Source organism: Pleionea litopenaei (assembly GCF_031198435.1).
Taxonomy (GTDB): domain Bacteria; phylum Pseudomonadota; class Gammaproteobacteria; order Enterobacterales; family Kangiellaceae; genus Pleionea; species Pleionea litopenaei.
In genome coordinates this window covers 78,511-91,381 of record NZ_CP133548.1, presented here as the reverse complement: position 1 = coordinate 91,381, position 12,871 = coordinate 78,511, and the positions used below count along the sequence as shown (strand labels likewise).

The window sequence follows — 12,871 nt, the reverse complement described above, 5'->3', positions numbered from 1 at the left end:
ATTATCTTGTCTAATATATAAACAACTTTCTCTCGACATTATTTAAGGCTCTGATGAGTAATAAACGAGGAAACTTCTCAAATAGAAATTTACGTAACATATTACGTATTAACCTACTTAAATCTCGAAGTGAAGGGCCATTTGACGATAAATGTCACGCAAACTGCAACCTTTGAACAAGTTTTAATCGAATTTTCAAGCTAACTTTTGTGTGAACCCTGTGAATTTCATTAGAAAATTGAGATTTTCAAGAGTGTGACGTGGTTCATCTTTGCTTTTAACTTATTGTTTTTAAAGACTTATCTCATAGTCCAAGGATTTTCCCAACATTTGCACAGCTTTCACATCTCCATTTGAGTATAAATTTAATGAAATTCGCGGATAGTTCATCAAATAGATAGCTGCCCTAAGAATTGAAACCCAATGAGTCTAAAAATTGCTGTGAGGTGGTGACGATGAGACGAGGAGATTTAGTTCAATTGAGTTCTGGTGGTACAAAGATGACCATATTCAACTTTGTAAAAGACCTGCCAGAGGAAGCCAAAGTTAAATACATCAATACCGGTGCAACCGAAGAAGATGTGGTATGCAAATGGTTTGTAGGTACCACACTGAAGAAAGAAGTCTTCAAAAAGGAAATGTTGAGGTCCGTTGATATTGCGACACGACTTCAGGGCCGAATGGTCATTTAAATAAGGCAAGATTGTTTCTCATACGATTTTAGCCGCGAATACAACAGTGCGAGTTGTATACAGCCTCACCACAGACAGAAGAGGTCTTCCCTGCTCTTCTGTCTGGGTGGCTACCCTCTCGGGTTATCTTCTCACCCTAAACAAGCGATTTAGCTTACTTTTTCGATAACGCCTTAAAATCATTCTCTATCTCTGCAACGTGCTTGCGAGGATTAACGGTCGCGTAATGCTTAACAATAACACCTGCGTCGTTGACCAGAAAAGTCTCTCTCCGCGTGTGCGGCCAAGGTAAAATATTGACCATATCAAGTTTCTCAGAAAGCGATTTATCGACGTCTGCCAACAAGTCGAATTTTACATTAAAGTCGTTCGCGAACTCTTGATGCGACTCCACATCGTCTAAACTGATGCCGACCACTTCTAACCCCATCTTTTGAAACTCAGCATGTTTCTTGGCAAACTGCTCAGCTTCAATACTGCAGCCAGGAGTGTTGTCTTTAGGGTAGAAATAATAAGCGACCCATTTTCCTTGATACTTACTATTGGTAATGGTTTCACCGGCCTGGTTAGCGACTTTGAATTCAGGAAACGCCTTTCCAACCCAAGAACTATCTTCAGCGTTGGCCACCGAAAGGCCCACGGTAAAAACTAAAGCTAGAGAGAGTACTTTATGTAACATGTTTCGATCCTTTTTCATTAATTAGACGAATGACGATACCAGAAGGTACGTTGAAACGATAGATTCAGAGCAGCAATATTCAGCTACGAGAGGGTCACGGTTACCGCCCATTGGTGGCATTCACAAAGATACCCGATATAATGCACCCTTAGATTCGACAGTGGGCTTTTCGGCTAAGGCATTTCGATTGGACTCTCAGCAACTTACTGCAAAAATAAAAGATTTTGCTGAACAACTTGGTTTTCAGCAATGTGGCATAGCGCCAACCAATATTCAATCGCACGTCGAGCGTTACAAAACTTGGGTATCGCAAAACTATTTCGGCGATATGCAATATATGAAAGACCGGGTTAGTTTAAGGGAAAGCCCCGACGAGTTAATGCCGAACACGTTATCGGTGATCAGTGTACGCCTCAATTATGTACCAAAGCCCGCCAAGTTCGCTCACGTTCTCGCCGATCCAAACCAAGCCATCGTTTCCCGTTATGCGCTCGGCCGTGATTACCACAAATTAATGCGTAAAAAACTCGCCGAGCTTGGCAAGAAAATTCAGTCACTAGGGATAGCAATAAACTATCGTGCTTTTGTCGACAGCGCACCTGTATTAGAGCGAGGCTACGCAGAACAAGCAGGGCTGGGATGGATTGGAAAAAACACCATGCTCCTTAACAAAGACGCCGGTTCTTTCTTTTTCCTCGGAGAACTATTTACCGATTTACCATTGCAGCCAGATCGAACCACCGAGAACTTATGTGGCTCCTGCAACTCTTGCATTCGCATGTGCCCGACTGGCGCAATCATCGACGAATATACGTTGGATGCGCGCAAATGCATCAGCTATTTAACCATTGAGCATTTTGGTTCGATTCCTGAGTCACTGCGACCATTAATGGGCAATCGCATTTATGGCTGTGATGACTGTCAACTCGTTTGCCCCTTCAATCGACAAGCATCGGCTACCGACCAACAAGACTTTTTTCCTAGACACCGGTTAGATCGCGCTGGCTTACTTGAACTTTTTGCATGGACAGAAAAGGAGTTTTTTGATCGGTTGGCAGGCTCACCAATCCGCCGCATTGGTTATGAAAGGTGGCTACGAAACATTGCGATCGCTTTAGGTAATGCGCCTGTGTCACCATCCATCATTGCAGCTTTAGAAGATAAGCAACACTTAACGACTTCTGCTTTGGTGAAAGAACACATTGAGTGGGCGTTGAAACAGCAGCGATCAAAACTTAGCTCTTCGAATGACGTGTCGCTCCCCAACAAACTTATACGCACCACAGAAAAAATTGTTGGCCATCTCGATCAAGACTAAAGCATTTCATTGTACAAACGCTTCACCCGAGGGCAAGTCGTTTAATCTCTCTCGCTCAGCGCAAGCCAATTGACGCTTGCGCAATTAGGCTCAAGTAAAGAAATAGCGACGATTAAACTTTATCGCGTTGATAGGTTTTATACTTTTGCAATCCTTTGGTTAACCCAATACTAAACGGTAAGACGGCAAATACGGTTAGCATTAATGTTGGAATGAAAAAGAAAATTGATAACAACAACCAAACGCCATGAATGAGGTGACTATTCGAGATTCGTTCTGCTTTTTCATCAGCGATCGGCTCTGGCTGATATAAAAAGAAAGCTTCAGCCGATAACACAATGATTGGAATAAGAACCCAAATACCCACACCAAATTGCATCGCACTCAGCGTTGATAAAATGATGACCATCACCATTCGATAGACCGCTAACGTCTTACCCCTTAGCAGCTGGGTAAGGGGCTGCTTGTCACTGATAAAATCAATAACCGGATAGGTCACGATAACGCCAGCAACAGCGACACTTCCTAAAAGAATAATCAGCCAATTCCCAACCGTCATTAGCAAAGCACCAATCAATACTAATAACAGCCATAGCATAGTGCCTTGTTCTTTTAACAGCTTAACTTTCATTAAGCTTGGGAGTATCGCGCAATAAGCACCATATAAGGCTGACTTATCGATTGGGTTCAAGTTGGCTTGGTCGAGCGTGTGTGAAGCCAGTAACCCTTCAAGAACCTCAATATCTTTCGTTGTCTCAATCAGCGCCCAATGTTGACTGGTGGTAGCAATCACTTTGCTGCGTCCCGCTCTCGTCAGCGCGCTTTGAACGCGATTCCAACTCAAGGGTCGATTGGCGGCAACTTTCTCGATCAACTTAAAAATAATCGTGCCACACTTATAAATGCCAATGTCGTAACCCGTTGCAGACTTTTGCTCAGAATTAGCCACTCTGACCTGCTCTTGCGGCTGATAACTGACTCGAAAAACATTCGACTTGTCGCAATGTGGATGGCTCGAATCGGAATAAACGAGCGACAAAACTTGATGACTCGAGATAGGCTCTTCGACGAGTTGTTGTGCCAACTCATCAGAAATCAAACGGTTGGCAGGCCAATAAATAAACGATTCCTTTAAATAGGGTTCTGCTTGCATCAAACTCGTTCGTGTCGCGACTTTACGTTCGTCAACTTCAAGAAAAGTTGGATTAAACCCAAACTTCAAGGCTTCTCGTGCAATGGCTGCTCGCATGGATGAGTCGTGTTCAAGAAGAACAAATAATGAAGTTACACCTGCTTTACTCATGCTCGAAAAATGCTGTTCCAGCATGGGTTTCCCATTGACTGGTAACATCAATTTTTCGCCACTGGCAGCAACTAATTGCTTCAAGTTAATGGTGGTATCAAACACGCACTTCATAGTCTCCCCCTTCGAGCGTCAAGATACCACAGTATCATTTGGCATTATGTGAATTACTCCCTAACTTAGACCGCTTTGAAAAAGATCTAGTTAGTTTCCATCACTGCGGTTATTAACTTATTTAAAACACCGTCTGTATTTTGTCCACGTAGGCTTCTTATTGCCGCGGCATAGCCAAAATAGTTTCGAGCGATATCGAGTTTACCTTGTGCTAAAGCACGATCGCCGAGTGTCTCATAACGTTGATCAGAAGCTTGTAGAGTTTTCTGCAACTGCTCACCGATTTGCAAAGCGACTTGCGATGACAATCGCTCCATAATTTCAATATCAGAAGGTACTTCGGGTCTCTTATACGGCATATTAAACTCACCAATCGCGATGCCTTCGTTACCCTCGCCCTCAAAAATTTGCTGATCTCGCGCAGGTTGATTAAGCAAAACCTGCCCTGTTTTTTGATCAATCAATCGGTAACTGACCGAGAGAATACCAGTCTTACTTGCGTGATTGACAGTAACTTCAACATCTTCTTTCTTTTCTTCAACAAAGAACTCCTGCGGCGCGGTGCCCTTTCGTCCGTCTTCAACCCACTCTTTGTATTCTGGATTAGGCGTACGTTTGGTTTCCGTTGTTACCCGCATTATTTTTTTACTGTTTGAAGACTGAGATTCGACTCCTGCTTGAAGAATATCGCCCTCTAACGTCAAGATTCGACCCGGCGCGGTAGTATCAGCTTGCGACATTTGTTGTGCATTAACTAAAGCAACTTGACCAGGCATGTTATCAAACACCCAAGCGAATACCTGCTTTGCCACTGATTTTCCGGCACTGTGGTGCGTACCTGTTTGAGAAAAGTCTTGAACGAGCATCGACGTCGAAGCATATTCGACGATGGTTTTTCGCGCATTCGCCAGCGCTTCTCTTGCTTTGGGTAGTTCAGGGTTAAACTGATTCACGACTTCTAAATAGGCCAACTGTTCCCCATAGGCTTTTTGCTGACCTTTTGTCGCGGCAAAATTCATTAGCTTATTTAGATAATCAACTTCGGCATTGCGCTGTGGCTCTTGGTTCATCACCTGCTTAATTTCTCTCGCCTTAGAAAAATTTCGGTAAGCGGCTTTTAGTGCTCCTTGAGAGCTACTTTGCAACCCTAAATTAATAAAGTAATCGTGCAACAAATCTATGCTGTTCGTCAAAGAGCCTTTCACCTCTTCAAACACTGGCGAGGCGGCAATACGCTTCAGTTCACTTAACGCAAGGTCGGGTTTACTGTCTTCTAACGCTGCTCGAAAGGCGGCTTCAAAACCTTGCTGCTCTGAGCGAGATAACTTTTCTTGTGCTTCTTGGTTATTCGGATCTAAACCCAACACTTTACGAAGATGGGTAGCTGCTAAGGTATACTCTCTCGATGCCATTGCACGGTCTGCTTCGCTCATCCAATCGACAATCGCTTGTTCTTTCTGAGACAAATAATTTTGCTCTTGCTGACTACCTTCGCCAGCCATTTTTGCGGCAACGCCCATCGCATTAATGCGAAATAAAAGATCATCAACGGGCAATTGACTAACCTTTAATAACTGTTTTGATAATTCCGTTTGCGTGGCCGTTTTCTCAGTTGAAATTCGCTGCTGAACGTCATTCCAACGACTTTCATCCCAAGCTTTTATCTCTTGCGCCGAATCTTGTAGTTTTTGCAATAAAGACAAACTAACCACACCGGCAGGTAATCGGTTGTCTTCAATCGATTGATAAATTTCAGCTTGCTTATCAGCGGCTAACTGTCGAGCAATTTGAGTTGCAATGGCTGTTAACGACTGTTTTGACGAACCACTTGCAGCAGCAAGATCGGCATTGACCTTTTTATACAGCTGCTCTAATTGCCCCGAAGAGCGTGCGTCTTTGATTTGCTGCTGAGTAATTTGCGGTTGTTTTGGACCACACGCAGCCAAGAATAACGACATTGAGATCGCTGCGGTAAGCGCTCGTAGTGGCCGATGGGCAAGTGACTGTTTGCAGCTATTCTTCGCTGTCATTCTCTTAATCCTTATTATTTTGGTTTTGGACTGTTCACACTCTGATAAATGATGGCTTTGTTTATCACCAAAGGTTCTTCGTGTCGTCAATTCATGAGCGTTAAAACGTACGCTCGCTCATCATTCGCTCCAGAATCGAAAGACACAGTAGGAACCGTTTGATTGCTCTCACCTTGCTCAGGAACCAGCTCCAAATCCAGCTCTTCAATTTGCTGTACTAACACTGGAATTTCAGCATTGTCTGGGAAAAACGCTCGCAACTTTGCAAGCCATTCCAAAGCTTGGGCTTTATTGCGCTCTTGTAACGCAGTGCGAGTTAATTCGAGAAGCTTATCTTGCACAAGCTTTACGCCGTCTAATGCTTCTGCGTGTTGACTATCAATATCCAACACTTCGCGATACTTTGCCAGTGCATTTTCACCTTCAGGTGCGACCAATCTTTGCTCAGCATAGGCTGAACGCGCCGCGTCAAGCTTACTCTGAATCTTTAACTGAACCAAGGGATCGGCCAACATTTTCTCTCTTGCCAATCGCTTTTCACGTGCCGCTTGTTCCTTCGCAGCTTGTTGCCGCGCTGCGATGACTTTCTTTTCTATGATCGAATATTGCTCTCTTAAATCGGCTAACGCGGGTAGCTCAGGATCAATGGATGCAACCGTCTCTATATTTGATTTAGCCACATTCAATTGCTGGTTTAGTAGCGCACTTTGCGCATTTGAAACACTGCCATCAATAATCTTCTGAATACCTTTGCGTGCCGACTCATTTTGAGCGTCTATCGCTAACACTTTTTGATAACCAAGCAGAGCGTTGTCGTCTTTGGGCTTAACCCAGTCACCACGCTCAAAAGCCGCATTGGCGGCGGTCAATAGGGTGTTGATTTGCAGTCGCAGTTGTTGCTGCTCAGAAGCCACGTCTTGCTGCTGAAGGTATTGATTCCACCGTGCTTGCAACTCGGCTAAATAAGAGTGATTCGGCGCAACCGATGCAATGGCGTTTTGAAACTGATTAAACCGCTCCGGTTGATCCTCATTAATTGCCTGCAACGCCAGTTCATAAGTCCGAACCAGTGCCTCCTCGCGTCCAGCCAAGGCTTTGGCATGCTGACTGTCTAACGCTAATACGCGGCTATAGCTTTGCAATAATAATGCGGCTTGCTCTGGGGTAAGTTGCGGCAAAGGCACCAAAGAATCGGCTTCTGCGATTAAGCGCGCGATTTGTGCTTTGCGAGCCACCAGTTCTTCTGAGGCACTGTCTTGAGAAACCTCGGCTCCTTCGCCCATAGAGTGAGCTTGCACGTTTTTTTGTGGGTCTTTTTGCGATGCTTGTTGTGACGTTCCTGGCGATGTAGAGGCCGTATCCGGTATAGCACCTCCAGCCTTGTCAGACTGCTGGGCATACCAATGTTCTAACTTGGGCAACCAAAGATCTTGAGACACATAGGCGCCTCCTCCCAATCCGATGAGTAAGATCAGCGCTACCCAGGGTTTGCGACTTTTCTCCTCTGCTTGGTCATCAAAGGTTCGACGCTCGGCTTGCAGTGGAGTGTCATCAAAAATATTGTCGTAACTGTCTTCTCGTTGTGCTCGAATGCTGGAGCCGTCGACTTGAGTCGTTGTATTGTTTTGCGCCGTTTGAGATAAACTGATATCACCGGCTAAAAACCGAGCGACTTCCTCGGCGAGTTGCTCGGCGTCGGCAAATCGATCTTCGGCCTTTTTCGCCAGCATTTTATTCAATAACCATTGATAGTGCTGCTGACGGGCACTTAATTGCGGAATGGGCTTAGTCACATGCTGCAGGCACACTGCCACCGAGTCTTCCCCATCATACGGGACTTGTTGGGTGAGCATTTCATAAAAAATAATACCCAAACTGTATATATCAGCACGCCCATCGAGGGTTCTACCGCGGCACTGCTCCGGGCTCATATACTGCGGTGTGCCGATGAGTTTGCCCTGTTGAGTCATTTGAGTTGACGAGTTGGAGGCTTTGGCAATCCCGAAATCAGTGAGTACCGCTTCGTTATGGTCGTTAAACAGGATATTTTCTGACTTCACATCTCTATGAATGTATCCCTGCTTATGAGCATAGTGCAGTGCTCGAGCAACTTGCTCAATCACCGTTAACGCATCTTTGGCTTTCATACCCGAGGTAATTCGTTGCCGGAGATCCGTTTCTGGCAAATACTCCATGGCTAGATAGTAGAACCCATCGTGCTCGCCAACATCGTAAACAGTCACTATGCCTGGATGGCGTAATTTCGCGACAATTTTGGCTTCTCGAATGAAGCGCTCGCCAAAACTCGGGTCGGCCGCAAGCGCTGGTGACATTACCTTCAATGCAACTTCTCTATCAAAGCCACTTTGAATTGCAAGATATACCGTCGCTTGGCCTCCAACACCCAGCGTCTTGATAATCTTGTACCCCGGAATATTAATACCGCTCACTCAGATGTCCCCAGAAATCAATCCTACCCAGTTCTTGTTTGCGTCTAATCGTCCACCCAAAACGTTAGAAGCACATAATAATTCGTATTGATAATAATAGATCCTAGATGAGATATATAGCAACTAATTGAATTGTCTATAAATTATGGGACGAACGTCATACTGTTTAAGACTTTGCAAAGGGTTCGTCAAAGGCCTCCGATCTAAGGCCTTTTGAGATGTTTATTGCTTATTTTGTTGCTCTTTGGGTCGCTTGAACAGCACCTCAGTGTCTTTAACGAAGTCATTGGTACTTTTTGAGTCAACAAATTGAACACTATAGGGCAACAGTGAGCTGTCATAACGAGGGTAACTTCGAAACCCTTGATCATCAAACATCGGTGGAAGTAAATAAATCATCACCAACGACCAAGTTAGACCATTAACCCAGAGGATACGTGATAGCGGCCTTTGAGGCAGTGCGAGATAAAAATTACACCACAACATACTCGAGAATATAATGCCATTGATGAAATAACCGATTTCAATATACCAAAGACCCAACTGCCAATTGTAGGTAAGCAGCCGTAATAACCAGGGGAGCCATTGATAGGCCATTGCAGCAACCAAAGATACAGCCAAATGACTCAAAAACCGACTGTCATGGCGAAGAATTCGACCATTCAGAGACCACAACGACGACCAACCAAATATCACCACCAATTGGTACATTAACTGATTCATTAGTCGCGATGGTGAGAGTTCTCGATACTCTTGAGCTTGAGTCAATTGCCACTCTAAAAAAATAAATGTAACCAATAATCCAAAGACCACAAGAGGATGACTCAGATAGTGAAAAACATCTTCAATTGAATGCAACGACCAAGCCTCTTCAACTGGGTGTTGTTCATCATAAATGGTCAAATAGCTGCGACCTAGAAGCAAAGTATCGCCCGATTTAACTTCGCATCCAGAGGGAATGAGCTTGCGCTTGCTATTACGAATGCCATTCACACTGTTGAGATCTTCAGCGACCCAAGTTCCAGCGTCTGTTTGGCGTAAAATCAAGTGATGCGGAGACACATGAGGTTCATTCAGTATGACGTCATTATCAAGCGCACGTCCGATCCGTATTTCTTGCCGCTCATCGAACTTAAATCGTTGAATGACTTTTTTAGAACGATTAATTTCTTCGATTACTAGACTCATTGTACTTGCTCCAGAAATCGAGTTAAAAACTGTTGCGCATTAACTTGATTCACTCCAGACAAGGTGTAATGACTCACTAAGCTTTTCAGTTGATGACTAGTGCTCGCCGATAAAAACAATACGTCATACAACTCAGGGTATTGTCGATACTGCCTGACACAATAAACTGCTTTACTTATCTTGGTATTCTTAGTACCAACAAAATCGCTATGACATTGATACTCAGTCACATGATCTTCAGACGCGACGTTACCAGCACTGACGCTTGCAAACGCATCATTAAGCATGCGATAAAACTGCCAGTTAGTCAGCTTTTCAGACGAATAAAAATAAAACTCCATTTCAAAAATTCCGGTAGAAAAATCGGGAGCCATATAAATGTACTCAGAATTTCGGCAACGCCGATACACTTGCTGAAATAAATCTTTACCGCGCGTATCAGACTCACCCCAGCAGGTTATAAAGTCATTCACCTCGCCGATAACCTCAGCATCACCGAGAGCAATAGTTTGCCATTGGGTATCTAAAATTGCGGACATTAATCGTTGTTGATTGCTGATTAACTGAGTAGCTGCCTGTGTTTCGAAATCAACTGTATGATTTTGATCATGTTGCTCAATCAATGTTTGTAATTTTTGCAAAGGAACCAGAAAGCTGATTTGATTGCCCGATGTAGCCACATTAATTCCAACCAATTGCCCCGCCGTATTCAAGACAGGGCCACCGCTCATTCCGGGATTGATCGAGCCAGAAAATAAGATGCGGTCATACATTGAGTGAGCGGTCGTGCCATTGTAAGTACCAGGCACAACGGTCATTCCTAAGTCACGAGGATTGCCTAACGAAAAAATCGAGTCACCTTGCTCCGGAATTGACGTCGCAAATTCGATCACCGGCAAAGACGCTTGCTTTGACACTTTGAGTAAGGCTAAATCATTAATAACATCAATGCTTAAAACTTCGGCTTTCAAAGTGTTTTGAGCATCGGTTAAAACTTCCAGAGAGTATTTTTCTGAGGCTAGAATATACTTTGAAACCACATGATAGTTAGTCGCTAATATTCCGTTGGGTTGCACCGCAAAAGCTGAACCTATGGATGCTTTACTGCCCGATGCATTATCGATGGTTCTCACTTGATACAAGCGATTCTTAAAATCTTGAAACAACTGCTTTGCGTTGCGTTCTTGATTTTCATCGACGGTTTGAGTGGACGCATCGAGGCCAGAGCAGCTGAAAACGACCAACAAAGAAATAATAAACAGTCGCATCAAGTTCGATTGAAAGCTCAAAAAACACTCCTATTATCAAGCACTATTAGGTATGAATAGTTATTCGAGGTGTTGACCCGCAGCCCACCCCGATGCCCAAGCCCATTGAAAGTTAAATCCACCTAAATGTCCAGTTACATCAACCGTTTCACCAATAAAATACAAGCCCGGAATATCTTGCACCATCATCGACTTTGAGGATAAGTGATCCGTATTGACTCCTCCTAAAGTCACTTCAGCCGTTTTGTACCCTTCAGTAGAGTTAGGCATGATACTTAGGTGATTTATTTTAGTCGCAATTTCTTGAATTTTTTTATTCGACAATTGATGCAGTGGTAAGTCTTCAAACCAATGCCGACAAAAGGCCTCTGCCATTCTTTTGGTGACTAGACGCGCTAGCCAAGTTCGTAGATAAATATTAGGGCTGGATTCTCGCGCAGTGATAAGTTCAGCGGCAATATCTGTATTCGGAAGTAAATCGAGCGTAACCTTCTCTCCACTGCGCCAATAAGAGGAGATTTGTAAAATTGCCGGACCACTGAGTCCCTTGTGGGTAAATAACATACCTTCTCGAAAACTTTGATGCCCTGCCGTAGCAACAACATCAAGGCTACTCCCTGACAATTCAGAAAAACAACTTTGCCATTGTTTATCCATCACGAATGGCACCAACGCGGCTCGTGTTTTGACCATACTTAATCCGAGTTGCTCTGCAATTTTATAACCAAAACCATGAGGCCCCATCGATGGAATACTTAACCCACCAGTCGCCACAACCAATGATTGACCACGAAATGACTGGGATCCACAGTTTACCTGAAATCCGGACGCGAGTGGTTCGATAGCGGTAACCTCAGCTCGCGTGCGAATATCCACCGAGACGGCTTGACACTCGGAGAGCAAAAGATCAACGATGTCTTTCGAGCTATTATCGCAGAACAACTGGCCCAGCGTTTTTTCATGATAAGGAATGCCATGCTTTTCTACCATGGCGATAAAGTCCCACTGGGTAAATTGACTTAATGCAGATTTACAGAAATGCGGGTTTTGAGAAAGAAAATTGTCTGGCTCTGTGTACATATTGGTGAAGTTGCAGCGTCCACCACCGGACATCAATATTTTTCGTCCAACTTTACGGGCATGTTCTAGTACTAACACTGATTTACCACGAGAACCTGCACTTATTGCGCACATTAACCCAGCAGCACCAGCGCCAATAATAACAACATCAAATGACTTCATTGGGGTAGTTTAACTCTTTCTCATTTTTACTATTTTATCGCGGCATCATATGCCCTAACAAAGCATGGTTTTACTATGTCAGTGGCGTATAATAGCATGAGAATTCAAATTAAATGCACGTAAGGAGTAAAGATGTCTCGATTTTTACATGCGATGATTCGAACCACGGATCCGCAAGCTTCTATCCGCTTTTATACCGACGGTTTAGGACTCAAATTAATCAAGCAAAATGACTATCCAGACGCTAAGTTTAGTTTGTACTTTTTGGGCGAAGATGAGCATGGACCTATGGTTGAACTCACACACAACCATGATGACCGAGAATACAGTCACGGTGATCAATTCGGTCATTTAGCTTATCAAGTCGATGACATCTATGTTATGTGTCAGCACTTACAAGATATGGGAGTGACTATTTTACGACCACCTCGCGATGGACGAATGGCCTTTATCAAAGATCCGAATGGCATCTCAATTGAATTGCTACAGAAAGGTGATGCGCTAGAGCGCAAAGAACCTTGGGCGAGCATGGAAAGCCAAGGCAGCTGGTAAGGGTTTAATCATTTAACGACTCAGTATTGTTTGAG

Annotated in this window: 10 protein-coding genes; 3 read left to right on the top strand and 7 right to left on the bottom strand. The window is 44.0% G+C overall.

Going from position 1 to position 12,871, the window contains the following annotated elements; all coding sequences use genetic code 11:
• The first annotated feature begins 455 nt into the window (after positions 1-455).
• Entirely contained in the window at positions 456-692 is a 237-nt protein-coding gene (locus Q9312_RS00290) for a DUF2158 domain-containing protein (protein WP_309202525.1), read from the top strand.
• Between the two features lie 154 nt (positions 693-846).
• On the opposite strand, the gene Q9312_RS00285 is transcribed toward Q9312_RS00290, so the two are convergent.
• Entirely contained in the window at positions 847-1,371 is a 525-nt protein-coding gene (locus Q9312_RS00285) for a peroxiredoxin (protein WP_309202524.1), read from the bottom strand.
• A gap of 187 nt (positions 1,372-1,558) precedes the next feature.
• On the opposite strand from Q9312_RS00285, the gene queG reads away from it, so the two are divergent.
• A complete protein-coding gene (gene queG, locus Q9312_RS00280; RefSeq protein ID WP_309202523.1) occupies positions 1,559-2,689 on the top strand; it encodes a tRNA epoxyqueuosine(34) reductase QueG in 1,131 nt (376 codons plus the stop codon).
• Between the two features lie 112 nt (positions 2,690-2,801).
• On the opposite strand, the gene Q9312_RS00275 is transcribed toward queG, so the two are convergent.
• From Q9312_RS00275 to Q9312_RS00250, 6 genes are all read right to left on the bottom strand, one after another.
• Complete coding sequence (locus Q9312_RS00275; RefSeq protein WP_309202522.1) at positions 2,802-4,106, bottom strand: hypothetical protein; 1,305 nt, start codon at positions 4,104-4,106, stop codon at positions 2,802-2,804.
• A gap of 86 nt (positions 4,107-4,192) precedes the next feature.
• Positions 4,193-6,136, bottom strand: coding sequence for a hypothetical protein (locus Q9312_RS00270; RefSeq protein ID WP_309202521.1), 1,944 nt, complete (start codon positions 6,134-6,136; stop codon positions 4,193-4,195).
• An 86-nt stretch (positions 6,137-6,222) separates the two neighbouring features.
• A complete protein-coding gene (locus tag Q9312_RS00265; protein ID WP_309202520.1) occupies positions 6,223-8,586 on the bottom strand; it encodes a serine/threonine protein kinase in 2,364 nt (787 codons plus the stop codon).
• A 222-nt stretch (positions 8,587-8,808) separates the two neighbouring features.
• The gene (locus tag Q9312_RS00260; RefSeq protein WP_309202519.1) at positions 8,809-9,774 is read right to left on the bottom strand and encodes an FHA domain-containing protein; all 966 of its coding nucleotides are present in this window, start codon (positions 9,772-9,774) and stop codon (positions 8,809-8,811) included.
• Positions 9,771-11,063 carry a S1C family serine protease gene (locus Q9312_RS00255; protein ID WP_309202518.1) on the bottom strand — a complete coding sequence of 431 codons (1,293 nt, stop codon included), beginning with the start codon at positions 11,061-11,063 and terminating at the stop codon, positions 9,771-9,773. The genes Q9312_RS00260 and Q9312_RS00255 overlap by 4 nt, the downstream gene beginning before the upstream one ends.
• Positions 11,064-11,102: 39 nt before the next feature.
• Positions 11,103-12,284, bottom strand: coding sequence for a BaiN/RdsA family NAD(P)/FAD-dependent oxidoreductase (locus tag Q9312_RS00250; protein ID WP_309202517.1), 1,182 nt, complete (start codon positions 12,282-12,284; stop codon positions 11,103-11,105).
• Between the two features lie 132 nt (positions 12,285-12,416).
• Here Q9312_RS00250 and Q9312_RS00245 point away from each other — a divergent pair, with 132 nt between their 5' ends.
• The gene (locus Q9312_RS00245) at positions 12,417-12,836 is read left to right on the top strand and encodes a VOC family protein (protein ID WP_309202516.1); all 420 of its coding nucleotides are present in this window, start codon (positions 12,417-12,419) and stop codon (positions 12,834-12,836) included.
• Positions 12,837-12,871 lie beyond the last annotated feature (35 nt).

Excerpts from the sequence above, each read along its gene's own strand:
- Q9312_RS00290 (WP_309202525.1), top strand. The coding sequence starts at position 456 with ATGAGACGAGGAGATTTAGTTCAATTGAGTTCTGGTGGTACAAAGATG.
- Q9312_RS00285 (WP_309202524.1), bottom strand. The coding sequence starts at position 1,371 with ATGTTACATAAAGTACTCTCTCTAGCTTTAGTTTTTACCGTGGGCCTT.
- Q9312_RS00275 (WP_309202522.1), bottom strand. The coding sequence starts at position 4,106 with ATGAAGTGCGTGTTTGATACCACCATTAACTTGAAGCAATTAGTTGCT.
- Q9312_RS00270 (WP_309202521.1), bottom strand. The coding sequence starts at position 6,136 with ATGACAGCGAAGAATAGCTGCAAACAGTCACTTGCCCATCGGCCACTA.
- Q9312_RS00260 (WP_309202519.1), bottom strand. The coding sequence starts at position 9,774 with ATGAGTCTAGTAATCGAAGAAATTAATCGTTCTAAAAAAGTCATTCAA.
- Q9312_RS00250 (WP_309202517.1), bottom strand. The coding sequence starts at position 12,284 with ATGAAGTCATTTGATGTTGTTATTATTGGCGCTGGTGCTGCTGGGTTA.
- Q9312_RS00245 (WP_309202516.1), top strand. The coding sequence starts at position 12,417 with ATGTCTCGATTTTTACATGCGATGATTCGAACCACGGATCCGCAAGCT.